Raw genomic sequence first — 21,287 nt, 5'->3', positions numbered from 1 at the left:
CGATGGACGGGTGAGGGACGTGACAAGCGCATTCGCAAGCGCGAGGATCGTGTTCCCACTCATGCTGTCAGGGAGAGGTTATGGCGAATCGAGTCTTGCCCATGTGGCCACGGGGGCCGCTGCTCGGCATTGCGGCCGTGCTGTCGGCCTGTTCGACGACGATGGAGGCGCCGCTCGGTCCTCCAGCCAAGGAAGTGGCGGTGGCCGTCACCGCTGCCAATGAGCTGATCCAGTTCAATGCGGGGCAGCCGCAAAAGGTCCTGTGGACCAAGCCGCTGCAGGGTCTGTCCTCCGGCGAGCGCCTGCTGGGCATCGACTACCGGGTGGCCCGCGGCCAGTTGTATGGCCTGGGAAGCACCGGCCAGCTCTATCGCATCCATACCGGCACCGGGCAGACCGAAAAAATCGGCACGCCGGTGGCCCTGCCCTCCGACGGAGCGACGGAATGGGGCGTTGATTTCAATCCCACGGTCGACCGCATTCGTGTGGTCAATGACGCCGGCGTGAACATGCGGCTGCATCCGGACACCGGGGCGGTGGTGGATTCGAACCCGGACCAGCCGGGCGTGCAACTGGACGGCCGACTGGTCTACGACAGCGCGGATGTGAACGTGGACAAGACGCCTGGCATCGTCGCGGCGGGCTACACCTACAACAAGGACAACGAGAAGATCACGACCAACTACGCGCTCGACGGCAAGCTCGGCGTGCTGGTGCATCAGGGGTCGAAGGAAGGTGTTCAGCCGGTGGTCTCGCCCAACACGGGGCGCCTGTTCACTGTCGGCTCCCTGGGCATCGGCAGCTTTGCCAAGGCCACATTGGACCTCTCCGACATCGGCAACGTGGCCTACAGCGCGGTGTCGTCCCAAGGCAAGTCGACCTGGTATCGGATCGACCTGATGACCGGCAAGGCCACGCGCATCGGCAGTGTGGGCGTTTCATCTGAAGTGGTGGGCGCGGCGATCGAGCCTTGAGCTGCGCGTCGTGGTGCCGTCAGCTGTGAGCCCCGGGCACGGAAGCGCCAGCCGCTGCGGCGTTGACGGTGTCGAGTCGATGAAAAAAAGGAGCCCGCACAAGCGGGCTCCTTCGGTGCCGCACTTTCAGGCGGCGTTCTTCCGGATTGATATCGGTGGACGCGCCCTCATCGATGTCGGCGCGACGAATGTCCTCTGACACTGGCAGGCAGTGAACAACGGCAACGGGCAGTGGCTCCACGCCGCGATTGCAGAAGGCCGATCCCGCCAGTGCGGAATGAGCGCGTTCGATAGCATGCCGTGGCAATCCCCTTTCGCGCCGATCGGCAGATGCATCGGGTTCAGGTGTTGTGGCCCATGGACATGCGAGTGAGGCAACGCCGGGCGATTCATCGAGGCCCCAAGTCCCACTGCGCCATCTCTTGAAGGCTGATCTCGTAGGGCTGGGGGCTTACGCTCTGCTCGCCGACGAAGGGCCGGTCCATCTGCACGATGAAGAAGAACACCAGCCCGGTCGAACACGAGAGCAGGGCCACCGCCGTGCGGTTGAACGCCGTCGGGGGCAGAACCAGCATTGGCATCAGCGAAAGCACGCCGCCCGCGATGACGACGAACCACAGCGTGGCGGGCACCGACAGCTCACTGGCGCTGACGCGATCAAGCCGGAACTTCAGCACCTCATTCATGCGAGCCCAGATCTCGGTCAGCAGAATGGTCTGGGCCGGCGTGGTCGGCTCCACCGTCTGCAAGGCGCGAAAGATGCGGTTGATGCGGTCGCCGTTGTCGCGGTGGCCGGGCTCCTTCTGCATCTTCACCCATTCGTCGTCCACGATGCTGCGCGTGTATTCCCGAAGCCGCTCCCGCGCGGCCAATGCAGCCGGTGTGCCCAGCACCCCTAGGTCCCGCGCCAGTTCACTGATGGTGACGGCCTCATTGCTCACCGCGTTGTCCGCAGACCGATAGGCGTCCCAGACGGAGACGGCACAGAAGGCGAGCAGCAGCGAATTGAGCGTGGCAACCAGTGCCAGCAGCGTCATGGCCAAGCCCTTGTCTGCTTCCTCGAATCGGGGCTTCAAGAAGCGATGGATGACCTCGAAGCTGGCCATGGCCGGGACCATCCATCCGGTCATCAGCAAGACGCCGAATTGCCAGACAGGCAGTTGGTAGATCCAAAGCGGCATGTGGGCCTCGACGAGCAGATGGAGTCCTGCAGACTAGAGACCCGCTGGCGATGCCGCCATCGGCGATCAACCGAGATGGGCCAGCAAATACTCCGAGCCGCGCCTTCCCAAGATGGGCGAGCACCTCTGATAGGCTGCGACGCATGCGAACCCTCCGCCTGCCCCTCGTCCGCGTTGCCGCTGCCCTGATGTGCTGCGGAATGACCACCCCCTTTGCTCAAGCCGCCGATGACGGCGTCCGCGCACTGCGCGGCGTGAGGATCTATCCCGCGCCGGATGCGCCGCCCATCGACGATGGCGTGGTGCTGGTGCGCGACGGTCGCATCGTGGGGGTCGGCGCACGCAGTGCGGTGTCGAAGGAAATCCCCCCCTTGGCGTCGGCCTGCGATGGCGGCGTGGTGGTGGCGGGTTTTCAGAACAGCCATGTGCACCTCAATGGCGCGGCGTTCGCCAAGGCCAAGACCGCCCCCGCGGCCACGCTGGAGGCAGGGCTGACGGCGCTGTTGACGCGGTATGGCTTCACCACGGCGTTCGACATCGCCTCCGACCGTGACAACACGCTGGCCTTGCGGGCACGGGTGAATCAGGGCGAACTCAAAGGACCGCGGCTGCTCACCGCGGGACTGCCGCTGTTCCCGCCCCAGGGCCTTCCCGCCTATCTCGATCACTTCGATCCGGCCTTCCTGGCCAAGCTGCCGCAGCCCGCGACGGTGGCGTCGGCCTTGGCCACGGTGCGCCAGAACCTCGATGCCGGTGCGGAAGGCACCAAGCTGTTCCTGGTGACGCCGCAGCGCGATCGGCCGCCGAAGCGCATTGCGGCCGACATTGCCGAAGCCGCCGTGGCCGAAACCCATCGACGCGGTCATCTGGCCTTCGCGCATCCGACCGACCTGGACGGCGTGCGGGCGGCCTTGCGCGCCCAGGTGGACATCCTGGCGCATCCGCCGCTGGGTGTGCCGGGCCCCTGGCCGACGGAGCTGATGGATGCGCTGCGCGCGGCGGGTGTCTACATGGTGCCCACGCTCAAGCTGCTTCGGTATGAGCTCGTCAAGGAGCAGGTGCCGGCGCCACAGGCCGACGCCGTGTTGCAGGACAGCGTGCGCGAGGTGGGCCGCTTTGCGGCGGCCGGTGGCAAGTTGCTCTTCGGCACCGACGTCGACTACATGGAAGACAGCGATCCCACCGAGGAGTACGAGCTGCTGGCGCAGGCGGGCCTGCGCCCGATGCAGATCCTCGCGTCCCTGACGACGGTGCCGGCCGAACGATGGAAGGAGACGGCCCGACGGGGTCAGCTCAAGCCCGGCCTGGAGGCCGACCTCGTGGTGCTGGACGGCGATCCGGCGGTGTCCGTCAAACACTTCGCGAAGGTGAAGTGCACGGTGCGCGGAGGCCGCTTGATCTGGGCTGCGGCAGAAGCCCCCGCACGATGACGCGGCGATGACGCGGTGACGGTCTGGTGGCCACCGGTCCACGGCCCCATGGGACAGCCGAACCCCGGCGTTCACGGGCGACGCGGCTAACATTCGCGCGCTGTAGCGGCCTGGTGGATGGCGAGGCACATCCCAGCGGCATCGCCTGACCCGAGGGTGGGACTCCCGTCTGCCCGACTTCAGCCCGACGCCGGCACCGACGCCTTCTTCTCGATCCTAGAGTCATTCGAATGAATTCATCTCCGGCAAAGCGGCGGTCACCCGCAGTCGCCGCGACGATCGCTGCACTGGCGATCGTCGCGACTCCAGCCTCTGCTGCGCCCACCGGCTCGGCCTTGTCTGGCCCGGGTGCTGCGATCCAACGGGTGCCCGCGATGACGGCGGCTGCATTTCCTGGCGTGGTCGTGCTGGATGTGGATGCGACGGATGTGACGCACAAGGTGTTCCGCATCCGGCAACAGATCCCGCTGTCCGGCTCCAAGGCCATCACCCTGCTCTACCCGCAATGGCAAGCCGCCAGCCACGCACCCAGCGGCCAGGTGGGACGCGTCGCGGGGCTGACCGTGCAGGCCCATGGCCAACCCGTCCGGTGGACGCGGGACGCATCGCAACCGCATGCGTTCCACCTGCAGCCGCCGAAGGGGGCGACGGTTCTGGATGTCGAGTTCCGCTACCTCTCGCCGCGCGGCGGGAACCGGGCACTGGGGCGGCACATCGTCAATGTCGGCTGGTCCAATCTGCTGCTCTACCCGGCGGGGTATGAGCGGGACAAGATCTGGGTGTCGGCTTCAGTCACGCTGCCGGACGGCTTGCATCCCGCCACCAGCCTGCCCACCGTGGCCGCACCGGAGGGCCGCGTGCGCATCGCGCCGGTGAGGCTGTCTGCGTTGATGGACGCGCCCTTGCTCGCCGGCCGGCATTGGCGGGAAGAGGCCGTGTCGACGCGGCCGGACCAGCCGGTGCAGTTGCATGTCTTCGCCAACGACCCGGCGGACCTGGCCACGTCAGCGGATCGCGCCGAGGCCTTCCGCCGATCGATCGCCCAGGTGCAACTGCTTTTCGGTGAGCGTGCGCGGCCGCCGTTTCACGTCCTGATGGCCTTGGATGAACGCATGGGCGGACCCGGCGGCATCGAGCACCGTCACGCCACCGAGCTGTTCCTGCCGGACGACTACCTGCGTTCGCCGCAGAGCAATCTGCGCAATCTCGATCTCGCGCTGCACGAATACATCCATTCGTGGAACGGCACCCAGTTCGTGCCGGCCGACATGCGGGCGCACAACTACAACGAGCCGCTGCAGAACTCGCTGCTGTGGGTCTACGAGGGCCTGACCCAGTACCTCGGCAAGGTGACGGCCGCCCGCGGTGGCATGCGGACGCTGGAGGAGGCGTTGGATGATCTGGCGATCGACGCCGCCCTCGCGCAGACGCAGGCCTCTCACCGCTGGAAGTCGTTGCGGGACAGCGTCCATGATCCGGTGACCTTGTCAGGCAAGGGCATCGAGTGGTCCGATTTCACCGGCAAGAAGAACTACTACGGCGACGGTGCGCTCCTTTGGCTGGCGGTGGATGTGGAGATCCGTACCCGCAGCGGTGGGCGCAAGAGCCTGGACGACTTCGTGCGCCTGTTCTTCTCCGCGCCGACGCGCGGGGTGGACGACACGCGTTTCTATACCGAGGCCGAGGTGCACCAGGCCTTGCAGCAGGTGGTGCCTGGGGACTGGAAACGCTTCCTCGATGCGCGCCTGGATGCATTGGACGCCGATCTGTTGTTGACGGGCCTGGCGCGTGCGGGCTATCGGCTGGTCTACAGCGACTCGCCGTCCATCACCTTCGCGCAGGATGCGCGTGACCGAGGGGTGGAGGACCACCTCTTCTCGCTGGGCCTCGCGGTGGATGCGTCCGGCGCGGTTCGCGCGGTGCAATGGGACGGACCGGCCTTCCGAGCGGGCTTGGCGCCTGGGGCCAAGCTCCGGCAGGTCAATGGCGCGCCGTTCTCCGTGGATGGGCTCAAGGCGGCCGTCGGCGCGGCGCGGCCGGTGCGTTTGCGGGTGGATCAGGACGGGTCGTCCATCGAGCTGGAGGTCGCCAGTCCGGGGCTGCGGTACCCCCGGCTGGAGCGGGTCGAGGCGGGCGCGGTGTTGGATGAGATCTTTCGGGCGCGGTAGGGGGCGTTCGGATGCGCGGGCAGCTGCAGTCGCCAGTGCGGGTGCTTCGAAGCCTCTCGCCTTCCTTTGCTGCGCGGTAAAACACTCGCTCGTCTTCCGAGCGGCATCCACCGCGCGGCGGTCATCGCCGCAGTGGATGACCGGCGTCGGAGATCGAGCAGTCGATTGAACATTCGATTGAACGGTCGATTGACCGGCGCGTCCGGCGCATCAGCGCAGCACACCTCGCGGCCCTGCGCGCAGGGCCACTTGCAAGCCGATGACAGCATGCGGGCTCATCGGTCCTCTTTCTTGGTGGGGGCCGGTACGCGGCGGAGCACGTCGTCGTAGGGGACGAGATCGAGAAAGGCGATGACCTCGGTGGCCCGCAGGTCGGTCATCTTGAAGATCCACACATAGCTGTTGCGATAGGGCCGGCCATCGGCCGCCACGCCGGCGCCGTCCCAATGCACGATCACCTCGTCACCCTCGGCCCAGAGCCCCTTCACCGTGGGGCGGATCGGCGAGGACAGGCGCGAGGCGAAGGGCGCCACCGCGCGTGTCATGAAGTCGTCGCGGCCCTCATAGGTCCCGGCGGCGGGGCTGGTGCCCTTGATGGTCCAGCGCACGTCGGGCGCCAGCACGTCCTGGAAGAAGGTCGCACCGCCGGCGGCCCACTTCTCAAAGGCTTTCCGGACGAGCGAGCGATTGCGTTCAGTGGGCGTGTCACCCGCATGCGCCAGCGCCTGCCCGCTGATCGGCGCGGCAAGCACCAGCGGCGCTGCGGCCATGAAATGTCGTCGCAAGGTCATGCGGTTTCTCCTGTTTCAAGGTGAGGGTTCGTCGCACCCGCCGGCCGCGAGACTTGCATGCCGCCTCGGCCCAGCCGCTGGAATGGATCTGGGGCTGGGTGAGATGGCATCATGAAATCTCATCGGCGACGGGTGGCATCGGCCAGGCCAAGTGTGTCGCGGCCCGGCCGAAGGCTGTAGATGCATCGTCCGGCGTTCTTGCACGATCGTCTCAGCGCCGTCACTGGCCCTTTCTGACCGGAGTACCGCATGGGTTCGCTCGCCAGGCTTGTCGAGATCCTCAGTCGTCACGCCACCGCCGAGGGCATGCAGCGCACCGCCATCCCGGGCGTCAGCGTGGTCCGCGCGCAATCGCCCACGCTGCCGATGCCGGTGCTATATCAGCCGACGCTCTGCCTCATCGCGCAGGGCCGCAAGCAGGTGATGCTGGGCCGCACGGCCTATGTCTATCACCCGGCGAAGTACTTGCTCGCGTCGATCGATCTGCCGGTCACCGGGGCGGTGATCGAGGCCAGTGAGGAAGCGCCTTACCTGAGCCTCGTGCTCGACCTGAACACGGCCGAGCTGACGGATCTCGCGCTGCGCCACCCGGTGGAAGCGCCCCGGGCAGAACCGTTGGATGAGCCGTTGGATGAGATGCCCAGCGCGGGCATCGCGCTCAACGACACCACGCCCGCTTTGTTGGATGCGGCGGTGAGGCTGGTGAGCCTGCTCGACACCCCGCGCGACATCGAGGCGCTGTCGCCGCTGGTGGGGCGCGAGATGCTCTACCGGCTTCTGACCGGCCCGGGCAACCACCTGGTGCGGCAGATGGCGCAAGCCGAGAGCCGCCTCAACCAGATCGCCAAGGCCGTTGCCTGGCTGCGTGACCACTATGACGAGCCGTTCCGGATCGACGACCTGGCCGAGATCGCCGGCATGGGCCGGTCGACCTTCCACGCCCATTTCAAGGCCGTCACATCGCTGAGTCCGCTGGCGTTCCGCAGCCAGCTTCGGCTGCAGGAGGCGCGAAGGCTGATGGTGGCCGAAGCGATGGACGCAGCCGGTGCGGGATTCCGGGTGGGCTATGAAAGCCCCTCGCAGTTCAGCCGGGACTACACCCGCCTGTTCGGGCTGCCGCCTGCGAGGGACGCCGGCCGGCTGCGCAGCGCGGGCCGGCGATCGGCGAACTGACAAGGTCATCAGGGCCTAGGCGTCTCGTTCATGCAGCGAGGGCCCGTGTGGACGCCCACCCTGTGTGGGCGCATGCGTGCTGCCTGCATCGAGATGAACCACCGCCGGTCCCCCGGAACGCCAGCCAGGCGCGGTCTGTGGGACGGCCATCGCGTGACCGCAATGGATGTCAGAGGTGCTGACTCACCCCCTTGTCCGGCGGCGGTGCGCTGGCGGGAATGCTGACCACCGGGTTCAGCAGATAGGGCGTGATCTGCCAGAACACCTCGGTGTTGACGGCCTTCACATCGGTGCCATCTACGCCGAGGAACCAACCCGGATAGCGCACGCTTTCGAAGGAGGAGAGGCCGGACTCCGGGTCGATGTTGCGTTTCCATCGCTGGTTCCTGCTGCCGTCGAAGGTGTTGAACCAGAGAATCTTCGACACGATGCTTTCGGGGTACTCGAGGAACAGTTGCTTGCCCACACGGTTCTCGAACGTGCGCAGGTACACCCCCTCGTCGGGATTGAATTCAACCAGCCTGATCGGCTGGGCCCGTGTGGCATCGGCGCTGACGGTCGGCGTGAAGGCCTGGCGCACGGCGCCGGAGCTGAATCGCGACGTGGCCGAGAAGCTCAGGCAGCGGCCCTCCCGCTGCATCACAAACCAATCCGGCGTGCTGGATTTGTCGGCATCGGTGGTGCTGTAGGGACCGAGCAGGACACTGTTCATCTCGTCCGATGAGGCGGTGGTGACGAGTGCGTCGTTGAGCGTCTGACTGGTCGCGTCAGTGGGGTTCCAGTAGCGGCTGAATTCGTCGATCACCGACTGGCGCGGGTCCATTGCCGTCGAGAACTGGGCGCTGCGAATGACGCGGCCGATGCCATTGCTCATGCCGCGCAACTGACCGTAATTGGCGCGGAACAGCAGCTTGGCGGCGATGGTCCATTTGAAGAACTGAAGCGTCTTGAAGGTGTCGAGCGGGATGGGATCGGACCCCATTTGCTCGACCGTCTTGGGCCAGCCGTACTTGGCCTCGTTGTAGCCCGGGATCGGATTGAAGGGGACGTTGTCCAGCAGTTTGGCAAGCGCGGCGCCCCAACGTTCCTCGGACTTCTGAAACCATTCGGTGGAGGGAACGCACAGCCCCTGGTCGTACATCCGGATCTCATTGGCCGACTTCACATCGGGACAGAAGAGCTGCTTGATCATGGTGAAAGACTGTCCGGAGGTCAGGCTCTGGATGTGGTCATCACGCATCTGCTGGTTGTTCCAGTCGAAGGGCCAGTTGTTCAGGATGCACTTGAGCGCGAGCGTCATGTCGATGAACGCATCCATGTACTGCTGGGGGTTGTTGCGCACGATCGCGGCATTCGACCAGGCTGGCTGGTAGCGGATGGCCAGGCAGGAGCAATCGGGCATGTGCCCCATCTGGCCATGGCCGAGTGCGCTGGTGGCGATGTTGTTGGCCAAGGGCGGATAGGTGTTCAGCCAATCCACCGAGACATTCGTCGGCCAGACGATGTCGCGGAAAGTGTCCTCCTTGGGCAGCCATTGGGTGCCCTTCCATTCGCCATAGAGCGTGAATTGGCCGGGATCCTTCGAGTAGCCGTTCTTCAGTCCGTTGAGCGCATAGGAGGCGGTGCCGGCGAAGTCTTGATGCGCGTAGGTATCGGCGAAGACATGCATCACGCAGCCAACGACCATCTGTGCCAGTTCGGCGTCGGTCCCCTTGATTCGTGCAAAGGCGGTGCGCGCGAAGTTGATCATGTTCTGCGCACTGTCACTGCGCGGGCGGCACAGCAGCTGAATGCTTTCGGCCGAATCGTTGGTGAGGTCGCCCTGCGCATCGATGCCCGGGCGCAGCTCGACGAGCTTGGAGCGCTGCCCCGGAAAGTTGCCCGGCAGGAAATGGAACGGCATCCAGATCTGTCGGGTCTCGTCGTAGTCCGACGACGGGGCCCAGGTGGTCACGCCGTAGACGGAGGTGATGAGCGGGAAGAAGGGATAAATGGTGCCGTCACTCATCCGGACGTTGAATTGCCGGGCGCGGCTGCCCAGCGAGAAGATGCCGCCGGTATGGGTCAGGGCCTCGGTGCAGTCGTCGATGAACTGGGCCGAGGTGCCGATGGCGCGCGCCGCATCGGGACTGAAGCCCGCACAGGCTGCGGCCAGGACAGTGCCGTAATAGTGGAAGTCGCGGTCCATGGGAGCTCCCTGTGGTGGAGGTGACGAAACGGATCAGGCGTTGGCGGCGGACGTGACGAGGCTGAAGAGCGCATCGGGCCCGTCCGTCCGTCGGGCAGGCGGTCATGGACGCGGTCGTTCAGACGATCGGTCAGGCGACGGGTCGGGCCCGTCAGAACGGCCTTCTTTGCACCGTGTGGAAATGCTAGGAATCAGGCGCCGTCGCCGATAGGCGCGTCCCACGGGAAACACGGGCTGGATGCCGCAGATGACGTGGCGGTCCGCCGTCGAAAGCGCGGGGCGTGATCAGCAGATTGACCGCATGGGGGAGGACCCATGAGGGGGCCCGGCGGTCGTGATGAGGCCTGAGGGGCGAAATCCGGTGGATTCGCGGACGGGGTCGGGCGGGCGGCACCGCGTGGTGAGGGCGGCAAGCGGGGCGGCCTTGGCGGCTCACCCAATTTCCTCGCTCGCCCATGCCGGCCTCGCGGAGCTGGGCGTTCGGGAAGGGGCGGTCCTTCTGGTGGCCTGAGACCGCTGCTGGCTTGAATCGGCCGTCTATCTACAGGCTACAGGCCGAACCGCGCGCGCCAGTGGTCAGGCACTGCCGCATCCAGGACCAGGACGACCACGATCGACGCCCCCAACAGCGGATACAGCAAGCCAAGCGCCGCCGCCACTGCCACGGCGCCGAATGCGGCGCGATCGCCGTCGCGCCGCGGCGGCGCGCCCAGCCGGCCCTGCGGACGACGCTTCCACCACATCACGACCGCTGAGACGGCGAGCAACACGATGGACAGGCATCCCGCCAGCATCACCAGCTGGTTCAGCCCACCGAATTGACGTCCGGTGTGCAGGCTGATGCCCCATTCCACTGCTTTTCCCACCGCGCCGTAGTCGCGATATCCCACGTCGGCGAGCACCTCGCCCGAGTACCTGTCCAGATGAACGACACGCTGGCGCGTGACGTCGTCAGGCATCGACATCGCGGTGAAGACGCCGGTGGGACCGACCGGCAGGCCGATGGATGCGCCGGCGGGGATGCCCAGGCCTGCGAAGCGGTTTACCGCCGCGTCGATCCCGAACGTGGGAGATCGACGTGCCGATGCCGATGCCGATGCCGTCGACGCCGGAAGCTTGGCCGCGCTCATCGTCCATGGCGTGTCGCCGACGCTGGTCAGCGGCGGCGTCGACGCCGGCTTGCCCCAGAGATAACCCGGCAGGCCCACTCCCCAGTCGTTGGTGAGTTGTCCGAATTGCCTGCCCCAGAACGCCGACCAGGGCATGCCAGTGACGGCGAGGAAGAGGATGGCCACCGCAGCCACTGAACCGATGACGGCGTGGAGGTCCCGCCACCACAGGCGTTGTGTGGGGCGCCCGCGCACGGACATGACCCCGCCGGAGCGCCTGCGAGGCCACCACAGGAACACGCCGGACACCACCAATACGATGGCCCAACCGGCAACGATCTCGACGCCATGGTTCGCCACCGGCCCTGCCATCGTCATCGAGTGCAGCTGCTTGGCGATCTCCATCAGCTTGAGGTCGTCCCGCAACTGTCCCAGCACGCGACCGTCGACTGGGTCCAGGTAGACGCTGACCATGCCCTGCGCGGTACGAAGCCCGACCTGCGCGCTTCGCCCCGTGGCCTTCGGTCCGATGAAGCGAACCGGCGTGCCCGGCACTGCCGCTGCCGCGCGCTCGATCAAGACCGACGCGGCCAGCGGCGGCTGCTTCGAAGGCTCGACCTTCAACAGCGCCGCATAGACAAGGTCATCGATTTCATCCTTGTAGAGATAGAGCGCCCCTGTGATGGCCATCAGCGCCAGCACGGGCAGGCAGATCAGGCCGGCATAGAAGTGCCAGCGCCAGACCCGCAGGTACAGCGACGAGTCGGGTCGAACGGTGCCGCCGGTGGGCTGGGGCATGCCCGTGCCGCGGGCGTCGGTGGTTGCATCGGTGTTGATCGGTGGGGTGGCGGTCATGGCAAATCCGGGTGGGTCGCAGGTGTCCTCAGAACGTCAGGCGCGCGCCGACATACACCGAACGGGGCTCGCCCGGCGACAGGATCGCGTCGCCGGCCGCCGCCCGGTCGCGCACGCTGAACTGCGACACATGGGCCTTGTCCCCGAGGTTTCGTCCTTCGACATAAGCCTCCCAGCCCTTGCCACCCAACCCCGCCCGCAGGCCCCACAGCGTGTAGGCATCGACCTGGTAGGTGTTGCTGAAGTCGGCCCAGCGGCGCCCGATGACGTCGAACGTCGGACCCGCGAAAAAGCCGCTGGCATGCCGGTACAGCACCTCGCCCTTGACCGCGTACTTCGGCGCGGCAGGCAGATCGCCGTGGCCATAGACGCGATCGCCGCGGAATTTGAAGTGATTCAGTGTCAGGTTGACCAATGGCTCGATGCGATGCGTGCCGGTGGCGTCCACTGCCAGGCTCGCGCCCACCAGCGCCTCGAGTCCGGCATGGATCGTCCGTCCGGCATTCATCGACAGGCTGGTGCCCGGGGCGTCGGGATCGTCGCGCGACAGAATCTCATTGCGCAGTCGGCCGTAATAGAGCGCGGTCTCCCAATGCCAGCGATGGCGGCCGGCGGTGTGAGTGCCGCGGGTTCCGATTTCCGCCACCACGCCCCGCATCGCCGCCAGCGCGGAGCCGTCTCCACGTGCGTCGTCCTGCAATTCGAAGGTCGTGGGGGCCTCGTACAAACGGCTCAGGTTGGTAAATACCTGGATGTCCGGCGTCAGTTGACGGATCAGGCCCGCGCGCGGATTGACGGCGTCATAGTCGCCGCTCGGATGGAGCAGCGCGCCGCCCGGCACACTGGTGTTGCGAATGTCGCGGCTGCTGTTGACCACTTGGGCGCCGTACACCGCCGTCCAGCCCGATGCGAACTGCCAGCGGTCCATCGCGAAAAGCTCCAGGCTGTCCGCCTGGTTGTCGACGGTGGTGAACGGTGTCTGCGTCCAACTGCTCGGGGTGTAGCTGTCATTGCTGCCCTTGACCGTCATGCGCGCGTAGTTCAGCCCCAGCAGCAGACCGTGCGTGCCGACGCGCCGCTCGTAGCGCAGCGTGGCGCCGGCGTTGCGCTGCTCGGTGTCGATGAGCAGGCTGAAGTACGGCGGCGAGTAGACGATCGGGTGGAAGAGCTTCTGGCGCTCATAGGACAGCCCGGCGCTGAGCTTGGTGTCGGCGTCGATCTGCCAGGTCGTCTTGTTGGCCAGGCGCCAGGTCTTGACGTTGTACTGGTAGTCGCCTGCGGCGGCCGCGGCCTGCGCCTGCTTCGGATCGTCCGCCCATTCGTCACGCGTGAGCGCGCCGGGCAACTGCTGCTTGTTGTCGATGGCGGTGACATAGAAGCGGGTCTGCACGCGTTCGTCGATCTGCCAGCCGGCATTGGCGTAGACGGCGCTGCGCCGCTGGCGCTGATGCTCGCGGTAGCCGTCGCTGCGCTTGCCCTCCACCGTGACCAGGCCGTCGAAGGCGCCGGCATGCCCGCCCATGGTGGCGCGCGCCTGACGTTGTCCGTGGCTCCCGCCGTTGATGAGCACTTCGTTGACGGCACTGTCGCGCGCGGTCGGCGTGATGAAGTCAATCGCTCCGCCCAGCGTACTGGCACCGTAGGTGAGCGCATTGGCGCCGCGCGCCACGATGGCATAGCGAGCGGACAACGGGTCGACATCACGGTTGTGGTTGTTGCCATCAGCTCCGGTCACCGGCAGGCCGTCGACCAGCAGCTTGATGCCGTTGCCGTCGTAGTTCGTTGCGTCCAGGTTGGAGCCGCGTGAGGAGTAGAAGGTGGCGTCGCCGGTCGAGCCGCTGGCGACGAAGAGGCCCGGCACGTAGCGCAGCGCATCGGCCAGGCTGGTGACGTTGCGCTGCCGCAGGCCCTCCCCGTCCAGGACGGTCACAGCGCCCGGCGTGGCGGCTTGCTCAGTCTCGATGTCTTTCCTGACGGGGTCGGAGGCGGTCCTGCCAGTGACGACGACGCCTTGCAACTGCGTGGGTGGGGCCGCAGGCGCGGTGCTCTGGGTCTGTGCGAAGGCGTATGGGGTGAAGGCGAGCGCGGACAGGAGCGCGCAGGTGGGGTGGTTCATTGAAGCAAATCCTGGTCAAAACAGTTGGGGCGGTTCAATCGGCCGAAGGCACGAAGGCACGAAGGCGTCAGCCGCCGAGCGCCGACGTCGCCGACGCGCGCATGTCGGCCCTGAGGGTGTCGAACATGGCGTCCATCATTTGATGCACCGCCGGCGGCGCGGTCTTCGGCGTGCCGGCATTCAGCGGCGGCTGAGGGGCGTACTCGGCCATCAGTTGCACGCCCTGCGCGTAGGTCTTGTCGCGCAATCTGGCAACGACCGCCAGCCCGAGGTCGAGTCCGGCCGAGACGCCCGCGCCGGTGACGACCTTGCCGTCCCATACCACCCGCCGGTCCACCGGAATGGCACCGAAGTCCTTCAGCAGCGCACGGGTTCCCCAATGGCTGGTCGCCCGCTTGCCGCGCAACAAGCCGGCTTGGCCGAGGATCATCGAGCCGGTGCAGACCGAGGCCACCATCTTGGCCCGGCGTCCGCGATCGGCGACCCAGGCGATCAGCGCGGGGTCTCGCATCACCTTGAGCGTGCCCACGTCTCCGCCGGGGACAAACAGGATGTCCAGATCCGCCGGCGCTTCATCCAGCGTCATGGTGGGCACGAAGGTGATGCCGTTCTGGCCCCGCACGGGCTCGTTCGTGGCGGCCACCAGGTGGACGGTCGCACCCCAGAGGCTGGTGAACATGTGGTACGGACCGACCAGGTCGAGTGCCGTGAAGTCGGGGTAGAGCAGCATCGCAATCTGCTCTTTGCCGTGCCACTGGGGTGGCATGGTGCTCATGTCGTGCATTACCTCGGGCGCCGAGGGCTTGGACGCTGCCGCCTGGGTCGCGACAGCGGAGCCCGCAACGCTGGCCGCAGCGAGCTTGCGCAGGAATTGACGTCGTGCGTGGGCCATCTTGTGCTCCTCAATAGTCCAGGCGCAAGGTGACCGATGCCGTGCGCGGCGTGCCGGTCTGGATCCAGTCGCGCGCTCCAGGGTGGCTGCCGCTGTAGTACAGCCTGTCGAACACGTTCTTCAGGTTGAACTGGACCGAACCCTTGCCTGAACCGGCGCGGAACCCGTAGGACAGCATTGCATCGACCCGGCCGTAGCCCGGCAGCTGGAAGCTGTTCAATTGGTCGCCTTCGCGTTGGCTCTGGAAGAACACGCCAGCGCCGGCGGCCCATTGCGCATCGAACATCCAACGACCCCACACGCTGCCGGAATGGCGCGCCGCATTCGCCAGACGGGTGCCGGCGTAGGTGCCGTTGTCGGTGATGTTCGCTTCCAGGTAGGCATAAGACGCCATGACGGCGAGCTGCCGCGTGAGCTGGCCCAGCAGGTCGATCTCCAGTCCGCGCGAACGGGCCTCGCCGATGGTGGTGATGGTCGGGTACAGGCTGTAGTCCGCGCGGTTGCGCTTGACGAGGTCGAACAGGGCCACCGTGGTGTTGAGCGCGCCCTCAAGCATGGAGCTTTTCCAGCCGATCTCCACCTGCCGCGCACGCTCGGCCTGCAAGGGCGAGCCGTCAGGATTGCGGCCGTTGTTGGCGGCGACCGAGTCCTGGTACTGCGTGTACAGCGTCTGCCCAGGCGAGACCTCGTAGACGAGTCCGACACGAGGCGTCGTGAAGCTCTGGCGGTTCAGGTCCAGCGTTGGATCGGCGCTGTACAGGCCCGCAGTGCGATCGTGGCGCAGCGCGAACACGGCGTGCCAGCCGCTGCCGAGCTGAATCTGATCCTGCACGACCAGGCTGGTCCAGCGCTGGACGTCCCTTGTCTCGGACCCCGGCGCCAGCGTTTGGCCGATGGTGGGTGTGCCGCTGAAGTCCGGGTGGTTGACGTCCACGGCATTGACCTGGGCGAACACCAGCGCCCCGGTGCGGCGGGTCTCGTAATGATCCAGCTCGAACAGCCACTTGTGCGTCAGCCCACCCCAGGTGATGTCACCTTGCAAGTCCAGTGTGGCCTGGTCCAGGCGCACCCGACCGTCGGGGCGGTCGTAATAGTAGTAGCGGCACATGCGCTGCAGTGGGGTGGTCTCCACGCAGCTGTCGGCGGGGCCGGTACCGGCGCCGAGATCGACCCGGTAGGGCCAGATGTCGACTTCCTTCGTCTTTGCGCGCAGGGTCACGGCGCGGGCCTTCAGGGTCCACGTCGGTGACAGCCGAGTCGATGCATCCAGGGTGAGCGACTGGCTGTCAAAGGAAGACAGTTCGGGCGCATTGTTGAACTGCAGCGAGCGTGGCACCTTGGCCGGCCGGTCGCCATCGGCGTAGACGCCGAAGTCGTTGCGGTATTTCTGCGCGTTGCGGTCGTAGGCCACCGACACCCGCGTGTCGGCGTCGGGGATCCAGGCGATCGTGCCGCTGAAGGCCGCCAGGCGGTTCTCGACGAAATCCCGGTTGGACTTCGCAGTGTCGTACGACGCGCTGGCACGGCCAAGCAGGGTCTTGTCGCGGTTCAGGGCGCCTGCGCCTTCAACGATGGTGCGCGATTGGTCGTACTGGCCGAAGGTCTGCTCGATGCCGAAGCTCGGTGTGGCCGACAAGGCGCGCGGCACGATATTGATCAGTCCCCCCGGCTCGGCGCGACCATAGAGCACCGACGCCGGCCCTTTGACCACCTCGACCGAATCGACGTTGGCCATGTTGACCGGCACGCCTTTGACCTTCACGCCATTGATGTAGTAGGTGGACATGCCCGACATGGGGCCGGAGGCGGTCATCGATTCGGTCTGGAAGCCACGCAGCAAGATGAGCGGTTGCGCGCTGCCGTTGAAGCCGAAGTCACTGCCCGTGCCGGCGACATTGCGGATGGCATCGGTCAGCGTCAGCGCCTTCTGATCGTTCAGCACTGCACGGGGAACGACCTGCACCGACTGGGGCGTGAGCAGGTTCGGTGTGTCGGTCTTGGTGGCCGTCGAGCTGGGCGGCGGCTGATAGCTTTGAGACGTGCCGTTGACTTCGACACGCTCAAGTTCGCTGGTCTGGGCTTGCGCGGAGATCGCGAACAGGACAGCGCTGGCGATCGGGGTGAATCGTTGAAATGTCATTGTTTTCTTTCAGAGTCGGCGCGGTCCGACGCGCCGGTGAGGCCGGCCGGTATCGGTCGGCCCCGAAGTCGCGGCTCAGTGCTTGTGTTCCCCGTGTTCATCCTTGGGTGCGACCGCAGCGTTGAGCGCTCGTACCGGCACCTTGACGTCCTGTGTCTTGCGGGCGCCGCTCTTGTCTTCGAACACCAGGGTGAGCGGGACTGTCTGGCCTTCCTTCACCTGCGCTGGCAGGTCCATCAACATGACGTGGTAGCCGCCGGGCTTGAGCTCGACGGTCTTGCCCGCCGGCAACTCGATGGCGCGGACCTGCCGCATGCGCATGACGTTGTCCTGCATCGCCATCTCGTGCACTTCCGCTTTCGGGGTGAGCGGCGTGTTCACGGACACCAGCCGCGTGTCCTGGCTGGCGGTCAGTTGCATGAAGGCGCCAGTCGCCTTCTGTTGGGGGACGGTGGCGCGGATCCAGGCCTCTTTGACGGTCACCTGCGCATGGGCAGACACAGCCAGCACGGTGCCGGCGATGAGAATGGCGGACTTGATTCGGGAATACATGGATGTCTCCTTGGGTGTGCGGCCTTCGATGGCCTCGAGGAATGACGCTGTGTCAGGGAATGAGCAGCAGCCGGATGTCGGCGGCCAGGTCGGCTGCGGGCATGTCATGCTTGATGGCCACACGCAGACGCCCTTGCGGATCGAACAGATAACTGAGCGTCGTGTGGTCGAGCGTGTAGCTCGATCCGGTCGGGACCTTGTGGAAGAAGACCTTGAAGTCCTTGGCCACAGCGGCTGTCCCGGCGGCGTCGGCCCACAGACCGAGGAAGCCCGGATCGAAGGCCGTCGTGTAGCTGCGAAGAACGCCCGGCGTGTCACGCTCAGGATCCAGCGTCACGAACAGCACCTGCAGGAGCCCGGCATCCCTGCCCAGCAACTGCCTCACGGCCGCAGCCCGTGTCAGCGCCGTCGGGCAAACGTCGGGGCACTGCGTAAAGCCGAAGAACAGCAGCACGACCTGACCCCGGAAGTCCGTCAGGCGGCGGAGCCGACCGTCGGGATCACGCAGTTGGAAGTCACGTCCATAGGCAGCGCCGGTGAGATTGACGCCGTGAAACGGCGGATCCTTCGGTTGGCAGCCCGTCAGGCCGAGGAGCAAGGTAGCAGCTGCGGCCAGCAGCGACCGCCTGACATGGCATGCGGACTTCATGTCGGCCTCCCGACCTGGTGGCTAGGCATCGTGATCAGCCTCAGCGCCGGCGGATGCGGGTCGGATACCGGCGAACAGTGGCAATCACGGTTCGGACCCTGCAAGGACGCAGGGATGGCCCGCTGGGGCTGAAATGGATCGGCGGCACGTGGGGTCGCCAGGAGCCGCACGCTCAGGACCATGAGCAGCAGGGCCAAGCCCAGGCTCAACCCCAGCACGAGGTGAGCGCCCAGGCGGGCGAAGTCGGATCGAGTCATGAAGACTCCTCCATCAAACGGAGCCGTTCCGGGCGCAATTGACGGCTCCGGGAGGAGCGCGCGCAAAGGCCGGACGGCAGATTGCAGCAGAGCGGCGTGCCGAATGAAGGCGCACCGCACGTCGACTCCGTGAGCGTGTCTGCGCCGCAGCGACGCAGTGGTCGCCGAGCGGGTCAGTCAACGGAGTGGATCAGGCCGCGACGGGAGGGGCGCGTGCGAGTGCACCGGCCCAGGCGAACAGCGGGCGTGGTGCGAGATAGAAGAGCCGCGGCAGCGCGAAGCTGAGCGACTCGTTCAACCGCCAGTTCAGCGGTGCGGGCGGCAAGTAGGGAACCGCCGTATGGATGGCACAGTAGGTGCAACGCTCCATCATCGACGCCGTGTGGCGCTTGTCCGAATCGGACGCCGGCGCGAGGTCTTCAGACCGGTCCACATCCAAGCGGACGAACTTCGCGCCAGTGACCGTGCAGACCTCCGCCCACACCGCCGTATCCCGCGGCAACGCAAGGTGCGACAGCAGCGGCAGCAGTGCGCTGGTCAAGATCGCGAGGGACACGATCCAGACCAAGCGGTTGACGAAGGGCCGTAAAGCGGACATGGCGGGAGTGTACGAGCCCGGGCGCAAATTGCCCTCGTCGCGCGGTGGACGAATTGTCCTAGGGAAGTTCCGTATGACGCCCGCATCGGGCGGCCCGATGCGTTGCAGATCCTTGTCATCGCTCCTGCTAAGGCGACGACTGCTGGGGGCGCATTGAGGCCCTTCGCGAATCAAAGCCACCCCGGTTGGCGGGCGTTCTGCTGAACCTGTCGGGTGCGGCTGCACGACCGTCCGATCATCGACGGTCGGCGGTTGGGACCAATTCAGACCCGGTGGGGCCGATCGCGAGAAAATCGCCGGTCCGGCCCGAGCGCACAAGCAGTCCGTCGTGCCGCCTGCAGAGTCGCGCATCTTCCGGTGCTGCCGCGGCAGCTTTTGTCTTTCCGCAGAACCATCGACCTCATGCCTCTCCACTACCGCACCCTCCCTGTCACCGCCTTCCAACAAAACTGCTCGCTGGTCTGGTGCGATGTCACCAAGGAGGCGGCCGTCATCGATCCGGGTGGTGAAGTGGCGCGTCTGGTCGCCGCCGCCGACTCGTTGGGCCTCACGCTCAAGGCCATCTGGCTGACCCATGCCCACATCGATCACGCCGGCGGCGCAGGTCAGCTGGCTCGCGAGCAGGGCCTGCCGATCATCGGGCCGCATACCGGCGACCAGTTCTGGATCACCTCGCTGCCTCAGCAGTCGGCGATGTTCGGCTTCCCGCCCGCCGAGATGTTCACCCCCACCCGCTGGCTGGAGGATGGTGACGAGGTGCAGATCGGCCACGAGTCCCTGACAGTGCGGCACTGCCCTGGCCACACCCCCGGGCATGTGGTCTTCCACTCCGCCAGTGCGAAGCGCTGCTTCGTGGGCGACGTGCTGTTTGCCGGCAGCATCGGGCGCACCGATTTCCCCGGCGGGGACCACGCCACGCTGATCCGATCGATCACCGAGCGGCTCTGGCCCATGGGCGACGACACCGTGTTCATTCCCGGCCACGGTCCCGAGAGCCACTTCGGCGAGGAACGCCGCAGCAATCCGTTCGTGCGTGGCCGGTGGGGGTGAGCGCGCCGACGCTCAGGCGGCCGGCGCGCTGAAGCGCTCGGTGGGTTTGGCGGCGCGTTGGTACAGGCCCTCGACCTTGGGCAGATTGGCGCGGATGTCCTGGATGCGTGTCGGCCCGGCCGGGTGGGTGGACAGCATCTGCGGCGGGGCGCCCTTGGCGGCACGGCCCATCTTTTCCCACAGCGAGACGCCGGCCTCGGGGTTGTAGCCGGCGCGGGCCGCCAGCTCCATGCCCACCAGGTCGGCCTCGGATTCATCTTCCCGGCTGAAGCGCAGTGACAGCAGCTGTCCGCCGATGCCGGCGATCGAGCGGCCCATGTTGCCCAGGCCGAAGATCGCGGCCCCCAGCTCGATGGCGCCGTTGGTGGCCATGGTCTTGCCCATGCGTTCGCGGGCGTGCTCGCGCAGCGCGTGGGCGATTTCGTGACCCATGACGATGGCGACCTCGTCGTCGGTCAGCTGCAGGGTCTTGAGGATGCCGTAGTAGAAGGCGATCTTGCCGCCGGGCATGCAGAAGGCGTTGATCTCCTTGCTGCCCAGCAGGTTCACCTCCCACTGCCATTGCTGCGCGCGGGCGTTCCAGCTGTTGGTCAGCGGGATGATGCGTTGAGCGATGAAGCGCAGGCGTCGCAACTGCGGGTCGTTGGCGGGCGCCAGCGCGCGTTGCTGCTGGGCCTGCTTCATCATCTGCGCGTATTGCTGCTGACCGGCGGCTTCGATCTGCTCCGGCGGGATCAGGCGGGTGGTCCAGCTTTGCTTGCCGACCTCGACGCCATCGCGCGCCCAGGCCGGTACGACCGCCGCGCCGCCCGCTGCACCCAGCAGGCCGGTGAACAGGCGACGCGACAGGCGTGGCCCGCCAGCGGGCGCATCCGCGGCGGCGCCGCAGCCGCAGTCGTCACAGCGGCCGAAACCGCGGGTGGGGGCCGAGCTCAGGATCGGCTCGCCGTCGGGGTGGAAATCGACTTCATCCATGCGGTGATTCTAGGGAGGCTGCGCGGCACACCCCGCGAACCCCCCACACCGATTCGGGTGGACCGCTTCGTGGCCCACGGCAGGCATGCAGGGCCCCATGGCAAGGATGCATCACGTGCAGAAGGTCCGCCCCAGGCGCTTCAAGGGTTCCGGGGCATGGCGCAGGGACTTCGAAGGCAGGTGACAATC

The 21,287-nt window shown here is 66.5% G+C and carries 16 protein-coding genes; 5 read left to right on the top strand and 11 right to left on the bottom strand.

From position 1 onward, the window contains the following. Positions 1–101 precede the first annotated feature (101 nt). Complete coding sequence (locus N4261_RS25480) at positions 102–974, top strand: DUF4394 domain-containing protein (protein ID WP_261758045.1); 873 nt, start codon at positions 102–104, stop codon at positions 972–974. A gap of 389 nt (positions 975–1,363) precedes the next feature. Here N4261_RS25480 and N4261_RS25475 read toward each other — a convergent pair whose 3' ends face one another. Then, positions 1,364–2,155, bottom strand: a complete 792-nt coding sequence (locus N4261_RS25475; RefSeq protein WP_261758044.1) for a bestrophin-like domain — start codon at positions 2,153–2,155, stop codon at positions 1,364–1,366. A 200-nt stretch (positions 2,156–2,355) separates the two neighbouring features. Here N4261_RS25475 and N4261_RS25470 point away from each other — a divergent pair, with 200 nt between their 5' ends. Both N4261_RS25470 and N4261_RS25465 read left to right on the top strand, forming a co-directional pair. Beyond that, positions 2,356–3,585 (top strand): amidohydrolase family protein, encoded by a 1,230-nt coding sequence (locus N4261_RS25470; RefSeq protein WP_261758043.1) that lies wholly within the window; start codon positions 2,356–2,358, stop codon positions 3,583–3,585. A gap of 230 nt (positions 3,586–3,815) precedes the next feature. Continuing rightward, positions 3,816–5,753 carry a M61 family metallopeptidase gene (locus N4261_RS25465; protein WP_261758042.1) on the top strand — a complete coding sequence of 646 codons (1,938 nt, stop codon included), beginning with the start codon at positions 3,816–3,818 and terminating at the stop codon, positions 5,751–5,753. A 275-nt stretch (positions 5,754–6,028) separates the two neighbouring features. Here the strand turns inward: N4261_RS25465 and N4261_RS25460 are convergent, their stop codons facing one another. Further along, positions 6,029–6,544 carry a nuclear transport factor 2 family protein gene (locus tag N4261_RS25460; RefSeq protein ID WP_261758041.1) on the bottom strand — a complete coding sequence of 172 codons (516 nt, stop codon included), beginning with the start codon at positions 6,542–6,544 and terminating at the stop codon, positions 6,029–6,031. A 249-nt stretch (positions 6,545–6,793) separates the two neighbouring features. Here N4261_RS25460 and N4261_RS25455 point away from each other — a divergent pair, with 249 nt between their 5' ends. Beyond that, positions 6,794–7,717, top strand: a complete 924-nt coding sequence (locus N4261_RS25455; protein ID WP_261758040.1) for an AraC family transcriptional regulator — start codon at positions 6,794–6,796, stop codon at positions 7,715–7,717. 169 nt (positions 7,718–7,886) lie between these two features. Here the strand turns inward: N4261_RS25455 and N4261_RS25450 are convergent, their stop codons facing one another. The 8 genes from N4261_RS25450 to N4261_RS25415 form a co-directional block, all read right to left on the bottom strand. Next, a complete protein-coding gene (locus N4261_RS25450; protein ID WP_261758039.1) occupies positions 7,887–9,905 on the bottom strand; it encodes a DUF6765 family protein in 2,019 nt (672 codons plus the stop codon). A 548-nt stretch (positions 9,906–10,453) separates the two neighbouring features. Then, on the bottom strand, positions 10,454–11,716 hold the full coding sequence (locus tag N4261_RS25445) for a PepSY-associated TM helix domain-containing protein (RefSeq protein WP_435531980.1): 1,263 nt from the start codon (positions 11,714–11,716) through the stop codon (positions 10,454–10,456). 181 nt (positions 11,717–11,897) lie between these two features. Next, positions 11,898–13,985, bottom strand: a complete 2,088-nt coding sequence (locus tag N4261_RS25440) for a TonB-dependent receptor family protein (protein WP_261758038.1) — start codon at positions 13,983–13,985, stop codon at positions 11,898–11,900. Positions 13,986–14,052: 67 nt separating this feature from the next. Next, on the bottom strand, positions 14,053–14,877 hold the full coding sequence (locus N4261_RS25435) for a DJ-1/PfpI family protein (protein ID WP_261758037.1): 825 nt from the start codon (positions 14,875–14,877) through the stop codon (positions 14,053–14,055). A 10-nt stretch (positions 14,878–14,887) separates the two neighbouring features. Then, positions 14,888–17,017 carry a TonB-dependent siderophore receptor gene (locus tag N4261_RS25430; RefSeq protein ID WP_261758036.1) on the bottom strand — a complete coding sequence of 710 codons (2,130 nt, stop codon included), beginning with the start codon at positions 17,015–17,017 and terminating at the stop codon, positions 14,888–14,890. Positions 17,018–17,092: 75 nt separating this feature from the next. Next, the gene (locus N4261_RS25425) at positions 17,093–17,569 is read right to left on the bottom strand and encodes a copper chaperone PCu(A)C (RefSeq protein ID WP_261758034.1); all 477 of its coding nucleotides are present in this window, start codon (positions 17,567–17,569) and stop codon (positions 17,093–17,095) included. A gap of 52 nt (positions 17,570–17,621) precedes the next feature. Further along, positions 17,622–18,218, bottom strand: a complete 597-nt coding sequence (locus N4261_RS25420; RefSeq protein WP_261758033.1) for an SCO family protein — start codon at positions 18,216–18,218, stop codon at positions 17,622–17,624. Between the two features lie 447 nt (positions 18,219–18,665). Beyond that, positions 18,666–19,073 (bottom strand): DUF2946 domain-containing protein, encoded by a 408-nt coding sequence (locus tag N4261_RS25415; RefSeq protein ID WP_261758032.1) that lies wholly within the window; start codon positions 19,071–19,073, stop codon positions 18,666–18,668. Between the two features lie 402 nt (positions 19,074–19,475). On the opposite strand from N4261_RS25415, the gene N4261_RS25410 reads away from it, so the two are divergent. Further along, the gene (locus N4261_RS25410) at positions 19,476–20,123 is read left to right on the top strand and encodes an MBL fold metallo-hydrolase (protein ID WP_261758031.1); all 648 of its coding nucleotides are present in this window, start codon (positions 19,476–19,478) and stop codon (positions 20,121–20,123) included. A gap of 12 nt (positions 20,124–20,135) precedes the next feature. Here the strand turns inward: N4261_RS25410 and N4261_RS25405 are convergent, their stop codons facing one another. Further along, on the bottom strand, positions 20,136–21,098 hold the full coding sequence (locus tag N4261_RS25405; protein ID WP_261758030.1) for a M48 family metallopeptidase: 963 nt from the start codon (positions 21,096–21,098) through the stop codon (positions 20,136–20,138). Between the last annotated feature and the right edge of the window lie 189 nt (positions 21,099–21,287).

The organism is Roseateles amylovorans (genome assembly GCF_025398155.2).
Classification (GTDB): domain Bacteria; phylum Pseudomonadota; class Gammaproteobacteria; order Burkholderiales; family Burkholderiaceae_C; genus Roseateles; species Roseateles amylovorans.
This window is presented reverse-complemented; position numbering and strand designations above follow the sequence as displayed.

Coding starts and splice junctions, on each gene's coding strand:
- N4261_RS25415 (WP_261758032.1), bottom strand. CDS start 19,073: ATGTCCGCTTTACGGCCCTTCGTCAACCGCTTGGTCTGGATCGTGTCC.
- N4261_RS25460 (WP_261758041.1), bottom strand. CDS start 6,544: ATGACCTTGCGACGACATTTCATGGCCGCAGCGCCGCTGGTGCTTGCC.
- N4261_RS25440 (WP_261758038.1), bottom strand. CDS start 13,985: ATGAACCACCCCACCTGCGCGCTCCTGTCCGCGCTCGCCTTCACCCCA.
- N4261_RS25480 (WP_261758045.1), top strand. CDS start 102: ATGTGGCCACGGGGGCCGCTGCTCGGCATTGCGGCCGTGCTGTCGGCC.
- N4261_RS25405 (WP_261758030.1), bottom strand. CDS start 21,098: ATGGATGAAGTCGATTTCCACCCCGACGGCGAGCCGATCCTGAGCTCG.
- N4261_RS25435 (WP_261758037.1), bottom strand. CDS start 14,877: ATGGCCCACGCACGACGTCAATTCCTGCGCAAGCTCGCTGCGGCCAGC.
- N4261_RS25410 (WP_261758031.1), top strand. CDS start 19,476: ATGCCTCTCCACTACCGCACCCTCCCTGTCACCGCCTTCCAACAAAAC.
- N4261_RS25420 (WP_261758033.1), bottom strand. CDS start 18,218: ATGAAGTCCGCATGCCATGTCAGGCGGTCGCTGCTGGCCGCAGCTGCT.
- N4261_RS25450 (WP_261758039.1), bottom strand. CDS start 9,905: ATGGACCGCGACTTCCACTATTACGGCACTGTCCTGGCCGCAGCCTGT.
- N4261_RS25465 (WP_261758042.1), top strand. CDS start 3,816: ATGAATTCATCTCCGGCAAAGCGGCGGTCACCCGCAGTCGCCGCGACG.
- N4261_RS25475 (WP_261758044.1), bottom strand. CDS start 2,155: ATGCCGCTTTGGATCTACCAACTGCCTGTCTGGCAATTCGGCGTCTTG.
- N4261_RS25455 (WP_261758040.1), top strand. CDS start 6,794: ATGGGTTCGCTCGCCAGGCTTGTCGAGATCCTCAGTCGTCACGCCACC.
- N4261_RS25430 (WP_261758036.1), bottom strand. CDS start 17,017: ATGACATTTCAACGATTCACCCCGATCGCCAGCGCTGTCCTGTTCGCG.
- N4261_RS25425 (WP_261758034.1), bottom strand. CDS start 17,569: ATGTATTCCCGAATCAAGTCCGCCATTCTCATCGCCGGCACCGTGCTG.
- N4261_RS25470 (WP_261758043.1), top strand. CDS start 2,356: ATGACCACCCCCTTTGCTCAAGCCGCCGATGACGGCGTCCGCGCACTG.